Origin of the sequence: Bacteroides sp. ET225 (assembly GCF_024733745.1) — a bacterium.
GTDB classification, from domain to species: domain Bacteria; phylum Bacteroidota; class Bacteroidia; order Bacteroidales; family Bacteroidaceae; genus Phocaeicola; species Phocaeicola excrementipullorum.
Genome location: NZ_JANRHN010000016.1, coordinates 63,776 through 83,242 on the forward strand (window position 1 = coordinate 63,776; position 19,467 = coordinate 83,242).

Genomic DNA, 19,467 nt, shown 5'->3' on the forward strand with positions numbered 1-19,467 from the left:
ATAATGAATGAACTGAAAAAACATGGAAGAAAATGAAAAATAGAATATATTCTTTGGGAGTGGCCTTCATGGCGGTATCGTCCGCCATGGCCCAAACTCAATATGATGCGGCCCGTATTTCGGGATCTGAGTTGAACGGTACTGCGCGTTTTGTCGGCATGGGCGGGGCAATGGGTGCTCTGGGAGCGGACATTTCTGTGATAGGGACAAATCCGGCAGGTATCGGCCTGTTCAGAAGCCACGATGTGTCTGTGTCGTTCGGGTTCAATAAAAATATGACCGAGAGCACCTTGGAAGGTACGGTGCTGAAAGATGACCGCACACGTGCCTCGTTTGATCAGGCCGGCATCGTATACAGCTCGAAGATAGGCAACAAGACCAGCCTGCGTTATCTGAACTTTGCTTTCAATTATCATAAGGTGGCCAACTTCAACCGTCTGTTCTCCTCGGGAGGGAGCTTGAACGGCTCGTCGCTGACATGGCAGATGTGGAGCATGATGGTGGGAACAGGGGCATATACTAAGCAGGACAGTTACAACGCCCTTCTTGACGCAGAAAACCCCTATACTTCATCTAATTATTATGGCACTCCGTTCCTTGGTTCGATGGGGGTGCGTACCGGTCTGGTGGATGATGTGACAGACGACAGCGGTTTCTATATGATGGGCTGGAACGGTGCCAGCGGCGAGTATTACAGCCGTGAAGAAGGGGGCATCAATGCTTATGACCTGAATGTTTCGTTCAACGTGCAGGACCGTTTCTATTTCGGACTGACATTGGGCATCTATGACATCAACTATAACCGCTATTCGTCGTATTATGAAAATATTCTTGATGACAACGGGAACGATAACGGTGGCTTTACCTTGAATAACTGGTATAGTGCCGACGGAACAGGAGTCGACTTGAAGTTTGGAGCTATTATCCGTCCGTTCGAGTATTCTCCGTTCCGCATCGGTCTGGCAGTGCATACTCCTGTGTGGTATTCTGTGACCGACCGCTATCATGCTTCGTTGAGTACGGATGTGTTGGCTATGCCTCAACCATATACAGAGAATCTTTCGGACTATTTTTCTGGGGGAAGCTATGTGTGGGAGTACCAGATGAATACACCGTGGAAAGTGAATGTAAGCATGGGTACAACCGTCAGTGATGTCTTGGCTATCGGTGCGGAATACGAATATGCGGCATACGGTTCGGTGAAGTTCCAGGATCTGGACAATTATGATCTCACTTCCTCCAATGAAGCTGTAGACAAATACTTGAAGGATACGCATACTTTCCGTGTCGGGATGGAAGCCAAGTTCTCTCCCGCATTCAGTTTCCGTGCAGGGTATAATTATGTGACTTCACCGATTAAGGACAATTCTGCCCGTTATGTTCCGAATCTGGTCACGAACTATGCAGATCAGATTATTTTTGATGAAACACGCACGGATCCGGAGTACCATAATCTGAAGGCACGCAACACTGTGACTTTGGGACTTGGATATAGAGGCTCGGCTTTCTATTGCGATGTGGCATATAAATATGATTTCTATAAGTCGGATTTTTATATGTTTGACGACTATCGCTTTTCCGATGACGGAAACTCGATTGTAGGGCGTAATTCTGCAGCGAAAGTTAACCACAACCGTCATCAGCTGCTGTTTACTTTAGGCGTACATTTTTAAGCGAAATACATATTGTAGAAAAGACTGAAGCCGCAAAGTTCAGAAGAGATTCCGGACTTTGCGGCTTTGTTCTTTGGTGCGCCCTGTTTCTTACAGCTTGTTCAGAATGCGGTCCATCACCCAGTTGGTCGGCGTGGCACTGATGCCGTCACACGTGCAGATGGCTTTGCCTTGGAGGTGTTCTACCACCGCTTTGATCAGCGGGAGCTGTACGTGCGGCGGGTTGGGCGGCAGAATCTCTTCACGTCCCCTTTCCGTGTGAAGCGCTATCGGTTCGTAGGTGAAGACAGAGAAGCAGATCATTCCCTTGTCGCCGATTATCTCAATGCGGTCTTCTTTTGCCGATTCATGGGCGACAAAGCACCACGAGCCCGATCCGGGAAGTCCGGAGTCGAACTTGAAGCATGCGCTGATGGTGTCTTCAGCTTCATACAGTCCGCCCCGGTTGCTCTTGTAGCCTTCCGCTTCAAGAATGCAGCCAAACATGTCCTGCAACAAGTCCAGCTGATGAGGGGCAAGGTCGTAGAAGTAACCGCCTCCTGCGATGTCGGGCTGCACGCGCCACGGCAGGTTCGTTTTGTTGTAGTCAAGATCGCGCGGAGGTTGGGCGAAGCGGATCTGTATATTGATTACATTGCCGATTTCTCCTTCCTCAACCAGCTGGCGCACTTTCTGGAAGTAGGGCAGATACCTCCGGTAATACGCCACAAAGCACGGCACGCCCGTTTCCTTGGAGATGCGGTTGATGCGTGTGCAGTCTTCGTAGCTGGCGGCCATCGGCTTTTCGATATACACCGGCTTTCCTGCTTTCATGGCCATGATGGCGAATGTGGCATGCGACGAAGGGGGAGTCGCTATGTAGATTGCGTTTACATTTTCGTCCCCGATAAGTTCCTGGGCATCGGTATACCAGTTTGGGATGTCGTGCCGCATGGCGTACGACTTTACCTTTTCTTCTTCCCGGCTCATCACCGCCACAACCTTCGATCCCTCAATCATGTTGAATGCGGGGCCGCTCTTCTTCTCTGTCACTTCACCGCAGCCGATGAAGCCCCAGTTTACGTTCTCAAGTATTCTCATAGGCCTGAAAGTTTAGTTGAAATATTTTTTGTACAGTTTTTTGTATTTGTCCGTTTTCATGTATCTCTCCAGCCAGTTGTTCAGCGTGTCGAGGAGGACGGGCGAATGCTTGTTTACTCCCCATGCGTAAAACTGGGTGAATCCGATATCTTTGCTGATGTCCAGGTTCGGGAATGCGGCAAGTGAGGCCGAAGCGATGTTTTCGTCGCATACGGCATAGTCGATGTCGCCCGCCGAAACCATTGCCAGCAGCTGTTCGGGACCGTAGTCTTTCACTTGTCTGATATAGATGGTATCCGCGATTTCATTGATGAGGTTATGGATGCGCAGCAGTCCTGGAGAGCCTTCTATGATGTGCAGCGTTTTGTGTCCCAGCTCCAGCTGGCTGTTGATATAGAGACTGTCTTTTCCTTCTTCTTTCTTCCGCTGCACCAGCACCTGCTTGCTTAGCAGGATGTGTTTTGTGAAAAGCAGCGAGTCTTTGAACTGGGTGGTAACCACCGTTCCTGTTGCCAGAATGTCATATTTCCCTTTGACTATTCCTTCCAGCCTTTCCTCAAAGCTCATTTCCGGAGTAACCGAAAGCTTCAGCTTCTTTTCTTCGGCAAATGCGTTTAGCAGTTCATAGTCGAATCCGTCGATGGTGTCTTTGTCCACGTGGTAGCTGATGGCGTTGTATTCTGTTACGGCGTTCAGTGCTCCCGCTTCCATTATTTCCGGATAATCTCTCGGGGCGGTCTGCTCTTTTGCATCCTTCTTTTCACTGATGAGTCCGCCTATGATGAGCAAGACGACAATTCCGCCTGCTGCCAGATAATATGTGTGTTTCCTTAGCATGAATGTAGAGGGTTGTTGGCGTTAGTCGAAGAAATTCCACGAGATTCCGATTTTCAGGATACGGGGATTCAGCGGATAATGCGGGATATAGAAGTAGCTCTTGTCGCCGTCGCGCTGAAGCAGGTTATACATCTGCACAAAGATTCTTGTCCGTTTCAGGTGCAGGTTGATATATCCGTTAATCATCGGATAAGCTCCCAGCTTGTATCTGGTATCGCGGTTTTGCAGATAGAACTGCCCGATCGCAGGCGCATAGTCGGGCGCATAGTATTGGGTGAAATACCTCAGATCGGCTCCCATTTCTATGTTGAGCACCTTTTTTGCCAGAGCAAACTTGATGTACAGGTTGTGGTAAAGCACGAGTTCCGGCAGCGGGAGCACGTCTGCATTGCTTGTTTTCTGATAGGTCACTTCGTTGTCCAGATGAAGGATTCCCAGCTTGAAGTCCTGCCTCAGGGTTGCGCTGAACACCTGGATGCTTCCCGAATGCTGCCGGACGGCCATGTCATTCTTGTAGCTCACATCTCCGTTCTCGGCGGTGTATTTTACGGAAGCATTGTCCAGGTATGTATAGTTGGTTATGTTTTCCACTCCGGCTTTCAGCTGGGTGCGCCAGTGGTCTATGCTCAGCTTCCCTTCGATGCGGGTGCGCATTATTTTCGACAGGTCATTGTCCCACCAGTAGTGTTTGGAATGGAAATGACGGAAGTAGAAAGTCGGATTCAGGTTTTTGATGTATGCGTTGGCCTCCAGTCTTACAGTGTCGTTGAAGAGGCGGAAATTTAAGTCCCCGTTTCCCTCCACCGTGAACTGTCCGGCATCTTCGCCCAGCATCGCGATTTCTCCTGTCACATTGTAGTGGAAAGTCTTTCCCTGCTGCTTGATCAGCTGTCCGCCGATTGACAGCACATTCTCCTTGTGTGCGGTAGCGATTCGCTGTCTCGGATTTCCGGTGATGGTGTCCGTCATGGTGAAGCTGCGGTGTTCAAAGCTCATGAAAGCGGTAAGCCCTGCTTTTGCCCACTTGTTGAAACCTTCGCGCAGGGCAATCCCCACCGTATTCTTGATGGAGAAATGGCGGGTTACGTCCAATGAGTCGGCTCCCAGATAGTTGTGCTCGAAATAATCGTTGTTCTGGCTTACATCGTATGACACGTATTTTCGGCGGTCTACATCCACCTTGACACTATGGATGAAGCTCGTTACCGGGACAAACACCTGCTTGGTGACCGTATCGTTTTCCTGCGTCACGTCGCGGTAGAACCCCAGGTTGTAGCGGTGTGTCAGAAACGCATGGTAGCCTGTGTTGTTGTTCCAGACGTCAGCCAAGTTGGTGGGGATGTTGTAGGTTTCGTATGTGCGTTCTCCCTCCGCCATTTCCAGCGGGTTCGTTACGTATCTGTCGTCCGTTATACCTCCGTTTTCGGCCACCTTCAGGTTTTCGTTGATGAAGTTGAAATGCATTTCGTACTGGTCGCCGTGGTAGTATGCGAAGAGGTTTCCGTTGAAAAGGGCGGTCGACTGGTTCTGATATTTTCCTCGTCCGTACGTATAGTCGATGTCGAATCCGAATCCCAGGCGTTTGTTTACGTTTACGGCAAAGTAAGCCTTGAACCTTTCTTCTCCATACCTGCCGTCACCCTGCTTGTAGTAAGTGAGGTTGGTGAAGGGCGACTTTGTGTTGGTGTAGATGATGTCGCTCGGCTTGCGTACCGTGAAGTCGTACGGGTCATAGAAAAAGAACTGGCTCGGATCCTTGCGTTCGAAGAATACGTGCGAGATGCGCGGCGCTCCCAGGTTTCCCAAAAAAGAATAGTGTCCGGTGGGACCTCCGGTGTCGTTGGTGTTCTGGAATCCGTGCATCAGTGTGTCTACAGGTACGGGTGTCCTTTCTCCGAACCTTTCTTCAATCTTCCATGCATGGAGTCCGATAGGTATCGTGTTGGCATCTATGACAGAAGTAGTGTCAATAGGATTTCCGTTCCGGTCATACTGGTTGCTGTTGAGGCCGGAAGCAGATGTGCCGTACTGACTGTATTGGTTTTGTATCATGTTCTGCGCAACAAGATTGCCGCACAAGAGGATGAGTATCGCTGCAAAAAGTATCTTTTTCATAACGGGACAAAGATACAATAAAAATGCGAAAAGATAAGAGTGGCAGTCAAAAAACAAGTTAAGCCGGAATGATCGGCCGGATTCTGGCATGGAGCCGCGTTGCGATTGTCAGGCGGCCGTGCGCAGAAACACGGAGCTTCAGGGATTTATGCGGATGAGCATCCGGCATTTTCTCTGCGGCTCCGTGTCTGTTTGCCTTGTCTGCGGTCTGTTTCCTTTATTTTTCCACCTCCCTGATGATGTCCATGCCGATTTTTACGGCCTCTTCGTTCATCGGGATCAGGTGGTGGTGTCTTTCGGGAAGCGTCTTGTAGAGTGCTTTGACCACGCTTTCGACAGACACGACCGGACGGATTTTCAGCAGACCGCCCAGCACGATCATGTTGAACGTCTTGGCCATCTTGCGTTCGTTCGCTTCGTCCATGGCGTCAATGCGGAACACGCGGATGTCTTTGCGTGTGGGAGGGTTGATGATTCCGTATCCGTCATATATCAGTACGCCGCCCGGTTTCACCTTGCTCTCGAATTTGGCCAGCGAGGGCTGGTTCAGGATGATTGCGGTGTCGTATTTGCTGAGAATCGGAGAGGAGATGCGCTCGTCGCTTATGATGACGGTCACGTTGGCCGTACCTCCGCGCTGTTCCGGTCCGTATGCCGGCATCCATGTCACCTCCTTGTTTTCCATCAGTCCCGAATAGGCGAGAATCTTTCCCATGGAAAGCACTCCCTGTCCGCCGAAGCCGGCTATGATAATTTCTTCTTTCATACGATTCAGGATTTATTTGGTTTCAGTTGTATCTTTCAAGTCGCCCAGCGGATAGAACGGGAACATGTTCTCTTCCATCCATTTGTTTGCCTTTTCCGGAGTCATCTTCCATCCGGAGCTGCATGTCGAAACGATTTCCACGAGGCTTGAGCCTTTTTCCTGCATCGAGCTTTCGAAAGCTTTGCGGATGGCCTTTTTCGCCTTGCGGATGGCTCCTACCGACTGCACCGACTGGCGGGTCACGTAGCAGGTCCCCTGCAGGGTGGCTGCTATTTCGGTCATCTTCAGCGGATAGCCGTGCACTTCCGGGATGCGTCCGTAAGGGCAGGTTGAAGTCTTCATGCCCAGCAGCGTGGTCGGAGCCATCTGTCCGCCGGTCATTCCGTAGATGGCGTTGTTGATGAAGATGATGGTGATGTTTTCGCCGCGGTTCAGCGCATGGATCGTTTCCGCCGTTCCGATGCAGGCAAGGTCACCGTCGCCCTGGTAGGTGAACACCAGCCGGTCGGGCCACAGGCGTTTGATGGCGGTGGCCAGGGCAGGGGCGCGTCCGTGGGCGGCCTCCTGGCAGTCGATGTCGAGATAGTTGTACATGAACACGGCGCAGCCCACCGGACTGATGCCGACAGCCTTTTCGGCCATCCCCATTTCTTCGATCACTTCCGCAATCAGCTTGTGCACTACTCCGTGGCTGCATCCCGGACAATAGTGCATAGGGTTATCGTTCAGCAGCCGAGGCTTCTGATAAACCAGGTTCTCGGGCTTCATTATATCTTCTTTAGTCATAATGTTCTTCTCCTTCTTCTTTTAATTTTGTCTTTTTGCAAGAAACGCAGTACATACTCTGCCATTTTGATGACGATTGAAACCATACATACATAGATGTACAGGAAAGGATAGTCCTCGCTTGCGGTGAAGAAAAGGACAATGGAGGCGGCGGCTCCGACCATGAACAGAATGTTCAGTATGTTTCTAATCAGTTGGATGTTCATGTCACTGCTTGTTTATCAGTTGGGTCTGGATTGCTTCAATCACCTCGTCCGGATCGGGAACGATGCCGCCCAGACGGCCGAAATGTTCAACCGGAACCTTGCACTCGACGGCCAGCTGCACGTCTTCAATCATCTGTCCGCTGTTGAGTTCCACCACCAGTATGCCTTTCACCTGTCCGGCTCTTTCCTTGATGGCTTTGCCCGGGAAGGGCCAGAGCGTGATGGGGCGGAGCAGTCCTACCTTGATGCCCATTTCGCGTGCGTGCTCCATTGACTTCTGCGCGATGCGCGCGCACGAACCGAAGGCGACGATCAGGTATTCGGCATCTTCGCAGTGGATTTCTTCGTAGCGGGCTTCCTTCTCCTGGATTTCCGCATATTTGGCCTGAAGATGCAGGTTGCGCTGTTCCATCACGGCCGGGTCGAGTTCGAGCGAAGTGATGATGTTCGGCTTGCGTCCCTTGCATCCGGTTGATGCCCACGGGCATTGCGCGATCACTTCCTCTTCGGTGCGGCGCGGGCGGGGTGCCGGAAGCACCACTTTCTCCATCATCTGCCCGATTACTCCGTCGGCAAGGATCATGGCCGGGTTGCGGTATTTGAATGCCAGCTTGAAGGCAAGGTCAACGAAGTCGGCCATTTCCTGCACGGATGCCGGAGCCAGCACGATAAGCCGGTAGTCGCCATGCCCTCCGCCCTTTGTGGCCTGGAAATAGTCGGCCTGGCTTGGCTGGATTGTGCCCAGTCCCGGCCCTCCGCGCATCACGTTCACCACGAGGCAGGGCAGCTCGGCGCCTGCGATGTAGGAGATTCCTTCCTGCTTCAGGCTGACACCCGGACTTGAAGACGAGGTCATTACCATCTTTCCGCTTCCTGCGCCTCCGTATACCATGTTGATTGCCGCAACTTCACTTTCGGCCTGGAGGACGACCATTCCGGTCGTTTCCCACGGCTTCAGCTCGGCAAGAGTTTCCAATACTTCCGATTGGGGAGTGATAGGATATCCGAAGTAACCGTCCACGCCGATGCGTACAGCCGCGTGCGCGATGGCTTCGTTACCTTTCATTAAAACGACTTCTTCTGTCATAGTTCTTTTCTTTTTTGTAGTTGATTCTATTCTTCACACTTTGCTCTGTAGACGGTCAGACATCCGTCGGGGCACACGATGGCGCATGAAGAGCATCCGTTGCAGGTGTCTTCCACTACCTGCTGGACAAAATTATATCCTTTCTGATTAACTTTCGGGGTGAGTGACAATACGTGGAGCGGGCAGGCAACCACACAGAGGTTGCATCCTTTGCACCGTTCGGTATTCACAACGACCACACCTTTCATTTTAGCCATAAGTCTTACGTATCTTTATTGATTAAACATGTCTTTGTTGTAGAAGCTGAGGATGTCGAGCGCCATGTCGCGCGCTTCAGCCGCAGGGCTTTCGGGATCCAGGGCGATAGCCTCCTGGTAATTGTTGAGCGCGCCCTGCCAGTTGCCCAGCTTGCGGTAAGCATTTCCCAGAAGGTAATAGGCTTCGGCATTCGTTTCGGGCGAAACGGCCATAATCTCCCTCAGCCTGATGATGGCTCCGTCCACGTCGCCGTCGTTGATTTGTCGCTTGATTCTTGCCAATAATTCGTTCATGCTTTTCTTGTTGGTTGTAACCTCACAAAGATAGTCTTTAATTTGATACCACATCCGTTTTTTCCGGACAAATCATTTTGGAAATTGATAAATAAAATAGTTTCGTAATTGTAAGCCGTTGTCTGTCTGTCCGTTGTCGCCCGGCATAATGATTGTAATTGAAAAGGTTGCGTATTTAACCAACTGCTCTCCGGACTGGCGTGCAGGCGTTTTTCTTCTTTCTTTTGGAGGGATTGACATTCTGACAAAATGCTGTTTCCGCCTGATGAGAATGCGCTGTTTGCGGCCGGATGTGGGGGAGGCAGGGAAAAACGCAGGAAGATGAATCGCAATGCGGTCCGGTTGTCTGACGGTTGTGCCTTTTTCCGGAAAATGTTTTTCTGTGCTGCGTTTTTCATTGCTTTTTGTCGTCGTTTCCGGGAGAGGAGTTTCTTTTCGTCTTTTTGCCTTTGTGCTTTTCTTCGTCCGTTTCGGAGAGAAGAAGGCGGCTTGAGGACGGCTGAAAGGGCTTTCCGCCGCCTTTTGTTTTATGTGACGGGACATTTTACTGCAAATGTCGGCTCGTTTTTGTGAAAAGACCGCGGTGTTTTGCTTTGAATGTCGGGACATTTTGGACTTGTAATCGGCAGTTTTTCTTCTTCGGAGAGCTTTCTGGAGGGGATGATGCCTTGCTTTTGCAGTGAAAACGATTCTGGTTTGTTGTTTTCAACGGATTGTCCGGTTATGAAAAAGCCGCTTCCGGTGTCATTATGTTCGGAAAGAAACGTGTATGGCAGAGAAATGTTTTTTGTCGGTTACGGTGGTTCTATATGTGGAAACGTATTGTTTTTTAGGAGAATTTTTCGTATATTTGGACAGATGAAAGGATGTTTAAATTAGGCATAAAATGAAGTGGAAGATTTTAGGATTGTCCCTCTTGTTCTGTTGCGCCAGCGCAAATGCGCAGCCTGCCGTAGGGCGGGGCGATTCACTCTTTACGCTTGATGAAATAGCGGAATGGATTTCCGGTCACGTGAGGTTTCCCGAAGGGGCTTCGCGTTACGGCGTGGCCGGAGTGGAGCGGTTCGTGGTCAGTTCGGCTTGGGACGGAAGGGTTTTCATCACGAGCGGCGTGAACACGCTCAGCCCTGCCTTTGAGCGTGAAATAAAGGGCGTAGTGTCCCGCGCCCCGCGTTGCAGGTTTGGTGGCTGCGGCATGGATGACATCTATAAGCTTGTGGAGGTTGACTTTCCCTCGCTGATGCCCGACACGTTGCGTGAGGATGTTCTGTGCGTGGGCCGTCACCTTCCTCCCCGTTTTCCGTTGAAGGGAGAGAAGAGTGGCTATCTTGACGGGAGGGAAGCGTTCGTGAAGTGGCTCTCCTCCAGGTTCCGTTTCCCCCGTCACTCCGATTTCTCCGGCTATTGCGATACGTTGTCACTGTGCTATACGGTTTCGGAAGAAGGGTGTATGGAGGATGTCCGTGTGGAGGGATGCGGCAATGCGTCTGTCAGGTCGGAGCTTGAGAGGCTTCTGAAGCGTTCTCCCCTTTGGGAGCCGGCTCTGACGGAGAGCCGCCGTCCGGTACCGGTATCCGTAGAGGAGAGGGTTGTCATCCGTCCGCATGACGGTGGGCGCAATGCGCAGTTTGCCGTGTGCGTGGACGAAGTTTGCAGGAATTCCTCGTCTGCCCCTTCGGACCTTGACATGATTGTGCTTAATCCGGAGGTCCGGAGTGAGTATGGCAGTGATAAAAGCTTCTTGCGTACATTGCGTGATAGTTTGAAAGTGGACAAACGTGTCCGTTATGCAGGATTTTTTGTTGTGGAGCGTGACGGGAGTGTGAGCAACCTGCATATAGAAACGGCGGACAGCCTGATGGGCAATGCTCTTGCTGCTCTGATAGTGAGGAGCGAATGGCTTCCTGCTCTGCAGGGCGGCGAGAAGGTGCGTTCGATATATACGTTTAGCGGTGTGCAGTCACCGCCGGCACGTTATGTGTATAAAGCTCCGCCATATAGAATCGGCTTGTCTGACAAATTGAATTATTCGCACTGGAGGTCTTTTGTCAGAGGACATAGCTCATATTCTTTAGTAAAAGCTTATCCTGAGCTGGGCTTGTATCCAGAGGATACAGCTCCTCAAATTAAATATTATGACGGTGTGGGCGACATGGAATTGCTGATGACAAGGGGGCTTCCTTTGCTTCCTATAAAGAAAAAGGTAAGAAAATGAACGCAGGTTAATGAGGCGTTTGTTGTGTTTGTATTCGGCAAGTGTTTGTGGCTGCATGTGTCGGCAATTGTCCGCCTTTCGTCTGCAGGCATGCGCCAAAGATATTCAGGGGCGTTCCTGCAGGCGAGGGGCGGACTTGTTGCAAGTTTGTATGTTATCTCGGATTTTGGGTCACGTTCGGATTCGAGTCGATTTCCGTTTGGGGAATAGGCAGGGCGATGCGCAGGTCGGTCGGTTCGATAACTTCGGCATTGGCTGTTTCCAGCGTTCCCAGATGCCATCCTCCCTTGCGGGTGATCGTTTTCTTGTTCCGAAGGAAGTCAAAGAATATCTGCCCTTCGCCCACAAGCTCTTTTCTGCGTTCTTTCAGCACACGGTCAACCGTAAGGTCGGCATCCGAAGCTACCTGCATCGAGGCGTTAGGCGTGCGCTGGCTGATGAGCGTGTTCAGATACCCCCGTGACTCCGACAAAGCTGCGCCTCCCAGATGAGCGCCGGCTTCGGCGGCGTTCAGGTAAACTTCAGAAAGGCGTATGATGCAGATGTTGTTGTCTTTCGGGTCGCCGGTCTTTCCGGGGAACTTGCCGAGAAACACCCTGCGGTTGCGGGCGGCTCCGGGCAATGCGGCATTGTTTTCGATCCTTGAATACTGCGTGACACTGTGGCGCACATCGTCCGGATCTTCTTCCAGAAGCGTAAGATAGTCTTCCGTCAGAATCAGGTTGTTCCAGTCGGTGGAGTTTTCGTTGGCATATACCATCGGAGCACCTTCTCCTCCTGTTCCTCCGCCCCATTCCGACGGTTCTGTGGTGCTGATATACAGTTCAAAGAGCGACTCCGACTGAAAGTCTTGTCCCCAGACACCGGGATATTCGCTGATTGTGTATAATGAATAAAGTGCGCCTGCATTCTGTATCACATCGGTTGCCGCTTCATAAGCTTTCTGGTATTCGCCCATGTCGAGGTAGACACGCGAGAGCAGTGCCTGCGCCGCCCAATAGTTGACATAACCGTCACGGCGCTCCCTGCTCAGGCCGGACAAGGCATCAGTCATGTCTGCAACTACTTGCGCATAGCATTCGGCCACTATATTGCGGGCCGGAAGATAGTCAGGTGTAACGGCTTTGGTGACTATTGGAACGCCCGGTGATGCACCGTTGTCGTATGTATAAGGCATTCCGAAAAAGCGTGTCAGGTTGAAAAGAGCCAGTCCGCGGAGCACGAGTGCTTCGGACTTGATTGCGGCAAGCTGTTCTGCATCGCCGTCGGTGATGCTTCCTTCATCGATGTGCTGGATGATGTTGTTTGCCTGACGGATTACAATGTAAGGCCGCTGCCACGGCAAGACAATGTTGAGATTGTCTGTTGCGATGGCGTTGTATTCATAATAGGGCGACACACGTTGGCCGGAGTCTTTGCCTTCGCGCGCCTGCACATCCATGGCACGGCAGTCGCCGTAGTACCAGTAGTTGTCACCGTAATAGCTGTGTTGAGATGTTTCACGGTACACGCCATTTAAGGCTGTCTGCAAATCGTTTACCGTAGAAAGAGCCTGCTCTGTAGTGACAGAAGTCGACGGGTTCAGGTCGAGCCAGCTTTCGGAGCAGGAGGCGGCTGTCAATGAAGCCGCCAGCAGCAAATATTTGGAATATCGTTTCATATAATCGTTTTTTAATGTTTTCAGGTTGCTTATGTGTTTATAATGTCAGTTGCACGCCGAAACTGAATGTGCGCATGGGCGGAGTTTCGCAGAGCACTTCTCCGTTTACCGGAGTTTCGGGGTCATACTGTTTCCATTTTGCCCATGTCAGCAGGTTGCTGCCCGAAAAATAGATGCGTGCATTGTCGATGAACGCCTTGTTCACCCATTGCTTGGGCAAGGTATAGCCCAAAGTGAGGCTTTTCAGGCGCAGGTGGTTCGTGCTGTGGATGTAGCGGGAAGAGTTGTTGGGTCCCGGTGCTTCACCGAACACGAAGCGGGGAACGTCGGTCTGGTCTCCCGGCTTCTGCCAGCGGTCGAGCGCATAGACCGGAAGGTTGCGTCCTTTTGACCCTGCCCCGTCGCCATAAATGCTGTTCGTCCCGTTTTCGATGTAAGTGCCGGCCCTGTCGAAAGAATATCCTCCGAGCGAATAGGTCAGGGTGAAGCTCAGGTCGAAGCCTTTGTAGTCGAACATGTTTGTCAGTCCTCCCGAGATTTTCGGTTCAACCGACTTGTAGGGAACCGACTGTGCCTGATCCGGATTGGTTGTCAGTCCGCGGTTATAGGATCCGTCTTCGTTTTGCGTGTTCAGATAGTATTGGGCTTTTCCCGTTTGCGGGTCTGCCCCTGCAAACTCCTTCACGTAAAAGGTATAGTAGGGAAGGCCCACTTTATGGATAAACCAGTTGCCTTCGATCGACTGGTCGAGCTGTCCGTTGAGCGATACGACTTTGTTTCTGTTGTGGCTCAGGTTCAAGACGGTGGTCCAGTTGAAATCGCTGGTCGAGAAGTTCATTGTGCGCAGTTCAAGTTCCCATCCTTTGTTGTTCAGCTGCCCCACGTTGGCAAGATAATTGGTGAATCCTGTCGTGTTGCTGATAGGCATGTTATACAGCAAGTCTTTCGTGTCCCGGTTGTAATATTCCAGACTTACGAAGATGCGGTTGATGAACGCCACGTCAAGTCCGATGTTCAGATTGTAGTTTTTTTCCCATTTCAGTCCGGGGTTAGGCTGTGACGACTCATACGACCCCGCATTTCCCATATAGTTCTGTCCGTAAGAATACAGTCCCATGTATCCGTAAAGGCTGTTGGGCTGGTTGCCGTTTACGCCGTATGAGGCTCTGATCTTCAAATCGGTGAGCACATTCTGCAAAGGCTTCATGAAAGCTTCGTTGCTGATGTACCACATGCCCGATACAGACCAGAAGTTCCCCCACCGGTTTCCCGGGGCAAGGCGCGAACTTCCGTCCCTGCGGAAGCTTCCGGCCACGAAATAACGTCCGTCGTAGTCGTAGTTCAGGCGGGAGAGATACGAAATCATCCTGTAGTCCTGCGTAGAAGAGTTGAAAGCGTTGATGACGGCGGCATTGTCGGGTTCGGTAAGAATATCCGAAGGCAGTCTGTATGCTTCTCCCACCGCATGGTCGTTGTCGTAGCGTTCCAGTTCGTAGGCTGCAAGCACATCCAGGTGATGTTTGCCGGCAAACGTGTGGATGTAATTCAGAGAAGTGGACGAATTTATTTTTCCATATTCGATAAAGCCCTTGGCCGTGCGCGCGTCGCTTCCGCTCTTGGGTCCTGCTGAGCTTAACGGATTGTAGTATCGGGAATCTTTCTGGATATTATAGTCATAGCTGAGCGTTTCTTTCAGCTTCAGTCCTTTGACAAGTTCGATGGATGCATATCCTGTCGAGAACATCCTGGTCATGCGCGTCCGGTTATAGTCAGTCAGGATATCTCTCAGCGGATTGAGTGTCGATCCTTCGTATGCGCCTGTATAGTTGCCGTTTTCATCGCGGACGGTCATCGACGGATTCATGCTGACCGCTACGTCAAAGAAGGGGTTGATGGCCGAGGTACGCTCTTCATTCAGTTCCTGGTTCAGTTGAGAGAACATGATGTTGGCTCCCACTTCGGCGATGCTTCCTATTTTGCGTGTAAGATTCAGGCGTGCGGAGTAACGCTCCAGGCCCGAATTTTTTGCCAGACCTTCCTGCTTGTTGTATCCGAGCGAAAAGTAGTAGGTGGTTCTTTGTCCGCCTCCCGAAACAGAAGCCTCGTAGTCTTGCTGGGTAGCGGTGCGGAGCAGTTCTTTGCGCCAGTCGGTATACCCCAGGGCAGGAACAGAGGCGTAGCTGTCAATCTGCTGGTCGGCATAAGCGGTTGGGGACTCCATCCCCTGGTCGGATGCGTAATTCACCAGGCCCTCATAGAGCAGTTCGCGGCGTTGTTCGCCGTTCAGTGTGGGGCGGAAGTTCACAGCGGCATTGGAGAACCCTCCTGAAATGTTCAGATTGACTTTCGTTTTTCCGGACTTTCCTTTCTTGGTTGTGATGAGAATCACTCCGTTGGCAGCCCGTGAACCATACAGTGAGGCCGCTGCTGCATCCTTGATGACCGTGATGTTTTCAATGTCCGAAGGGTTCAGCGAACTCATGATGTTGGTCTTGGAGTTGTTCATGTACGAAGCGTCGTAGCCTCCCGTACTCAGGCTTCCGGATGTGACAGGAACGCCGTCGATAACGAACAGAGGCTCTTGCGAGGCGTTGAACGATCCCATGCCCCGGATGCGGATGCTTTGGGTTGCTCCCGGCTGTCCGGAGCTGCTTGTAATGCTTACGCCGCTGGTCATGCCTTGCAGCTTCTGTTCTACGCTCATCACGGGAATGTCTTTCATCATATCCGCCCGTACCGTACTTGCCGAGCCGGTGAACGATGATCTCGTGAAGTTGCCATAACCGGTCACCACCACTTCTTGCAGGAGATGTTCGTCGGGCTGCAGGGCAATGTTCAGTTTGTTGCTCCGCATGATGCGCACTTCCTGCGTTTTCATTCCAAGATAAGATACAACCAGCACTTTGGCGTTTTCCGGTATCGTGAATGTATAGCGGCCGTTGATGTCGGTCGCGGCGCCCACAGAAGGGTTGTCCTTGAGCACAACAGTTGCGCCGATAAGCGGTTCTCCGTCTTCGGCAGATGTGACAATCCCTTGAATGGTGCGGTTTTGCGCAAATAGGACCTGACTTGTAAGTCCTATTGCAAAAAGCAATAAGATTTTTAACTTTTCCATGTTCCTTCCTTTGGTTTCTTTTTGTTGTGCAGGCAGAGAATGTGCCCGCGTGCCGGTAAAAGAACGTCATGGTTTATAAAATACTGCAAATCAGTAGATAGTGCAAGCGGAAGATTGTCGGAACGGAAAGGGAAAACTGTGGAAATCTGTAGAATAATTCTGCAATGTGAAACGGAGGGAGCCAAACATTACGCGTTGGAGCGTATTATTAACAGAATGCACCATCGGTCGGGTGGCTTAATCTGTTGGAAAAGTTTTTTGAAGATGTCATTATTTGCGCTAACTTTGTGGGGGTCAATCTGACATGATCTTGAATAACTAACTTATATCCGATAGTAGAAGATGAACAGAATTCTTTCAAAAGAACATTTTTCAGAAAAGGTCTTCAAGCTTGTGGTTGAAGCTCCTTTAATAGCGAAGTCGCGCAAAGCGGGACATTTTGTGATTGTACGTGTGGGGGAAAAGGGCGAACGTATGCCATTGACAATTGCAGAAGCTGACCCTGTGAAAGGAACCATTACGCTGGTGGTGCAGGAGGTCGGCCTGTCGTCTACCCGTTTGTGCGAACTGAACGAAGGCGATTATATCACTGATGTGGTGGGGCCGTTGGGAAAGGCTACGCATATCGAGAATTTCGGAACAGTGGTTTGTGCCGGGGGCGGCGTGGGAGTGGCTCCGATGCTTCCGATTGTGCAGGCACTGAAGGCTGCCGGAAACCGTGTGATTACCGTGCTTGCCGGACGGACAAAAGAACTGATCATTTTAGAAAAGGAAATGCGTGAAAGCTCTGACGAGGTGGTTATCATGACCGATGACGGCTCTTACGGAAACAAGGGACTGGTTACCGAAGGAGTTGAGGCAGTTATCAAGCGCGAGAAGGTGGACAAATGTTTTGCCATAGGTCCGGCTGTCATGATGAAGTTCGTGTGTCTGCTTACCAAGAAATACAATATTCCGACTGATGTTTCTCTGAATACCATCATGGTGGATGGGACAGGCATGTGTGGCGCGTGCCGCATTACGGTTGGGGGAAAGACCCGTTTCGTCTGTGTGGACGGTCCGGAATTTGACGGCCATCAGGTAGATTTCGATGAAATGCTGAAACGTATGGGTGCTTTTAGGGATGTGGAGCGTGAAGAAATTCACAAGCTGGACGAACATCCGCAGGCTTGCAAAGCCGAAGACAGTCTGACCGACCGGAATGCTCCGTGGCGTGAAGTGCTCCGCAAGCAGATGAAACCGAAGGAACGCACTGCCATTCCGCGGGTGAAGATGAATGAGCTTGACCCGGAATACCGTTCGCATAGCCGCAAGGAAGAGGTAAATCTGGGGCTGAATGAGGAACAGGCGCTGACCGAAGCGAAACGGTGCCTGGACTGTCCGAATCCTTCGTGTATGGAAGGCTGCCCTGTCGGCATCAATATTCCGGCCTTTATCAAAAATATCGAGCGGGGTGAGTTTCTCAGCGCTGCCAAGGTGTTGAAGCAGACGAGCGCGCTGCCTGCCGTGTGCGGCCGTGTGTGTCCGCAGGAAAAGCAGTGCGAATCGAAATGCATCCATCTGAAGATGGGGCACGAAGCTGTTGCCATCGGTTATCTGGAACGTTTCGCTGCCGATTACGAGCGTGAAAGCGGACAGATTTCGGTGCCGGAGATTGCCGGTAAAAACGGCATTAAGATCGCTGTAGTGGGTTCGGGACCTGCCGGACTTTCGTTTGCCGGGGATATGGCGAAGAAGGGTTACGACGTAACGGTGTTCGAGGCTTTGCATGAAATCGGCGGCGTGCTGAAGTACGGCATTCCTGAGTTCCGCCTCCCGAACAAGATCGTTGACGTGGAAATCGAGAACCTCTCGAAGATGGGTGTTACATTTGTGAAGGACTGCATCATCGGAAAAACAGTCAGTGTGGCCGATCTGGAGGCTGAAGGCTATAAGGGTATATTTGTAGCGTCGGGAGCCGGCCTGCCTAACTTCATGAATATTCCGGGAGAAAATTCCATCAATATCATGTCGTCCAACGAATATCTGACGCGTGTCAACCTGATGGATGCTGCAAGTGAGGACTCGGACACGCCGGTTCCGTTCGGGAAACGTGTTGCCGTTATCGGAGGCGGAAATACTGCAATGGATTCGGTGCGTACTGCCAAACGTCTGGGAGCCGAACGCGCCATGATCATTTACCGCCGTTCGGAAGCAGAAATGCCCGCCCGCATTGAAGAAGTGAAACATGCAAAGGAGGAGGGCGTGGAGTTTCTTACCCTGCACAATCCGATTGAATACATCGCTGATGAGCAGGGGCGCGTGAAGCAGGTGGTGCTCCAGAAGATGGAGTTGGGCGAACCTGACGCTTCGGGACGCCGGAGTCCGGTTCCTGTTCCCGGGGCAGTGGAAACCATAGACATTGATATGGCCATTGTGAGTGTAGGAGTTTCTCCGAATCCGATTGTGCCGAACTCAATCGAAGGCCTTGAGCTGGGACGCAAGGGAACAATCGCTGTAAACGAAAACATGCGCTCGTCTATCCCGACCATTTACGCCGGAGGCGATATCGTTCGTGGCGGTGCTACGGTGATTCTGGCAATGGGTGACGGACGTCATGCCGCCGCCGCAATGGACAAGCAGCTGCGCGGATAAGATGCGGCAGGCATGATATAAATGAAGAAAGTGTGCCATGATTAAATGAACCGGACGGAAAGACCGCAGTGTGCGGAAAAGGAAAGACACTGTCCAAAATTTTGTGTAAATGGAAACAGGATTCCGTTATAAGTTTCTTCTTATATCTGGATTCTGTTTTCAAATATAAGCATAAACTGGTTCATAATCAGTCCCTAGTTTGAAATAGGCATCGTCCATTTCTTTTCGATCTCCATAAGCGAAAGATACACGGTCTTTTTGACGGCATCATCCGAGGGGAATGAAAGCTTTGATTTGGTGTACTTTTATGGGGCGTATAACGAAGCGGTTTTTCAATGGTGATGGGCAAAATGGCGAAAATTGTTTGTTTATAGGCAGTTGCGGACGGAGGTCTGAAAGGTGCAAATAATTCGAAGCGGTTTTTCTGCTTTACATAGGCTTACATCGGCTTTACATTTCATGGCTCCATTTTTGGTGATTTGCTTGTCCGTAATGAGTTTATCGGTTTTAATATAACCCATTCTTGAACGGTGGACAACACAAATGTACACTGGATAAAATCCGTCAGCTCTCTTTTTTTTCTTACGACTACTTTAAGTGTTGCCATATCAGATTGATTTATAAGTTATTAATGGTGTATGCGGCTCTAGTTGATTATACCGTTGCAAACTTGACATTATAATGCTTCATGGAAATCCCCAGCAATTCACCGGCCTGGTCATTGCAGAACTTCAGGACGGTT

15 protein-coding genes are annotated in these 19,467 nt (G+C 50.9%); 3 read left to right on the forward strand and 12 right to left on the reverse strand.

Annotation, left to right across the window (positions count from 1 at the left end):
• Nucleotides 1-32 precede the first annotated feature (32 nt).
• Complete coding sequence (locus tag NW212_RS08580; RefSeq protein WP_258338238.1) at nt 33-1,673, forward strand: OmpP1/FadL family transporter; 1,641 nt, start codon at nt 33-35, stop codon at nt 1,671-1,673.
• A gap of 90 nt (nt 1,674-1,763) precedes the next feature.
• Here NW212_RS08580 and NW212_RS08585 read toward each other — a convergent pair whose 3' ends face one another.
• The 10 genes from NW212_RS08585 to NW212_RS08630 form a co-directional block, all read right to left on the reverse strand.
• Nucleotides 1,764-2,753, reverse strand: a complete 990-nt coding sequence (locus NW212_RS08585) for a Gfo/Idh/MocA family protein (protein WP_258338239.1) — start codon at nt 2,751-2,753, stop codon at nt 1,764-1,766.
• 12 nt (nt 2,754-2,765) lie between these two features.
• The gene (locus tag NW212_RS08590; protein WP_258338240.1) at nt 2,766-3,590 is read right to left on the reverse strand and encodes a transporter substrate-binding domain-containing protein; all 825 of its coding nucleotides are present in this window, start codon (nt 3,588-3,590) and stop codon (nt 2,766-2,768) included.
• A gap of 21 nt (nt 3,591-3,611) precedes the next feature.
• Nucleotides 3,612-5,705 (reverse strand): putative porin, encoded by a 2,094-nt coding sequence (locus NW212_RS08595; RefSeq protein WP_258338241.1) that lies wholly within the window; start codon nt 5,703-5,705, stop codon nt 3,612-3,614.
• A 217-nt stretch (nt 5,706-5,922) separates the two neighbouring features.
• Nucleotides 5,923-6,471, reverse strand: a complete 549-nt coding sequence (locus NW212_RS08600; protein ID WP_258338242.1) for a 2-oxoacid:acceptor oxidoreductase family protein — start codon at nt 6,469-6,471, stop codon at nt 5,923-5,925.
• A gap of 12 nt (nt 6,472-6,483) precedes the next feature.
• Nucleotides 6,484-7,257, reverse strand: coding sequence for a thiamine pyrophosphate-dependent enzyme (locus tag NW212_RS08605; RefSeq protein WP_258338243.1), 774 nt, complete (start codon nt 7,255-7,257; stop codon nt 6,484-6,486).
• Nucleotides 7,254-7,463: a hypothetical protein gene (locus NW212_RS08610; protein ID WP_258338244.1), complete on the reverse strand. Its 210-nt coding sequence runs from the start codon at nt 7,461-7,463 to the stop codon at nt 7,254-7,256. The genes NW212_RS08605 and NW212_RS08610 overlap by 4 nt, the downstream gene beginning before the upstream one ends.
• Before the next feature lies 1 nt (nt 7,464).
• Nucleotides 7,465-8,550: a 3-methyl-2-oxobutanoate dehydrogenase subunit VorB gene (locus NW212_RS08615; RefSeq protein ID WP_258338245.1), complete on the reverse strand. Its 1,086-nt coding sequence runs from the start codon at nt 8,548-8,550 to the stop codon at nt 7,465-7,467.
• 26 nt (nt 8,551-8,576) lie between these two features.
• The gene (locus NW212_RS08620; protein WP_022354230.1) at nt 8,577-8,807 is read right to left on the reverse strand and encodes a 4Fe-4S binding protein; all 231 of its coding nucleotides are present in this window, start codon (nt 8,805-8,807) and stop codon (nt 8,577-8,579) included.
• A gap of 15 nt (nt 8,808-8,822) precedes the next feature.
• Entirely contained in the window at nt 8,823-9,101 is a 279-nt protein-coding gene (locus NW212_RS08625; protein WP_258338246.1) for a tetratricopeptide repeat protein, read from the reverse strand.
• On the reverse strand, nt 9,098-9,499 hold the full coding sequence (locus tag NW212_RS08630; RefSeq protein WP_258338247.1) for a hypothetical protein: 402 nt from the start codon (nt 9,497-9,499) through the stop codon (nt 9,098-9,100). The genes NW212_RS08625 and NW212_RS08630 overlap by 4 nt, the downstream gene beginning before the upstream one ends.
• 488 nt (nt 9,500-9,987) lie before the next feature.
• Between NW212_RS08630 and NW212_RS08635 the strand changes: the two genes are divergently transcribed.
• Nucleotides 9,988-11,316: a hypothetical protein gene (locus NW212_RS08635; protein ID WP_258338248.1), complete on the forward strand. Its 1,329-nt coding sequence runs from the start codon at nt 9,988-9,990 to the stop codon at nt 11,314-11,316.
• A gap of 154 nt (nt 11,317-11,470) precedes the next feature.
• Here NW212_RS08635 and NW212_RS08640 read toward each other — a convergent pair whose 3' ends face one another.
• Both NW212_RS08640 and NW212_RS08645 read right to left on the reverse strand, forming a co-directional pair.
• The gene (locus NW212_RS08640) at nt 11,471-12,976 is read right to left on the reverse strand and encodes a RagB/SusD family nutrient uptake outer membrane protein (RefSeq protein ID WP_258338249.1); all 1,506 of its coding nucleotides are present in this window, start codon (nt 12,974-12,976) and stop codon (nt 11,471-11,473) included.
• Between the two features lie 37 nt (nt 12,977-13,013).
• Nucleotides 13,014-16,091, reverse strand: coding sequence for a TonB-dependent receptor (locus tag NW212_RS08645; protein WP_258338250.1), 3,078 nt, complete (start codon nt 16,089-16,091; stop codon nt 13,014-13,016).
• A gap of 342 nt (nt 16,092-16,433) precedes the next feature.
• Between NW212_RS08645 and NW212_RS08650 the strand changes: the two genes are divergently transcribed.
• The gene (locus tag NW212_RS08650) at nt 16,434-18,725 is read left to right on the forward strand and encodes a bifunctional dihydroorotate dehydrogenase B NAD binding subunit/NADPH-dependent glutamate synthase (protein ID WP_258338251.1); all 2,292 of its coding nucleotides are present in this window, start codon (nt 16,434-16,436) and stop codon (nt 18,723-18,725) included.
• The last annotated feature ends 742 nt before the right edge of the window (nt 18,726-19,467 follow it).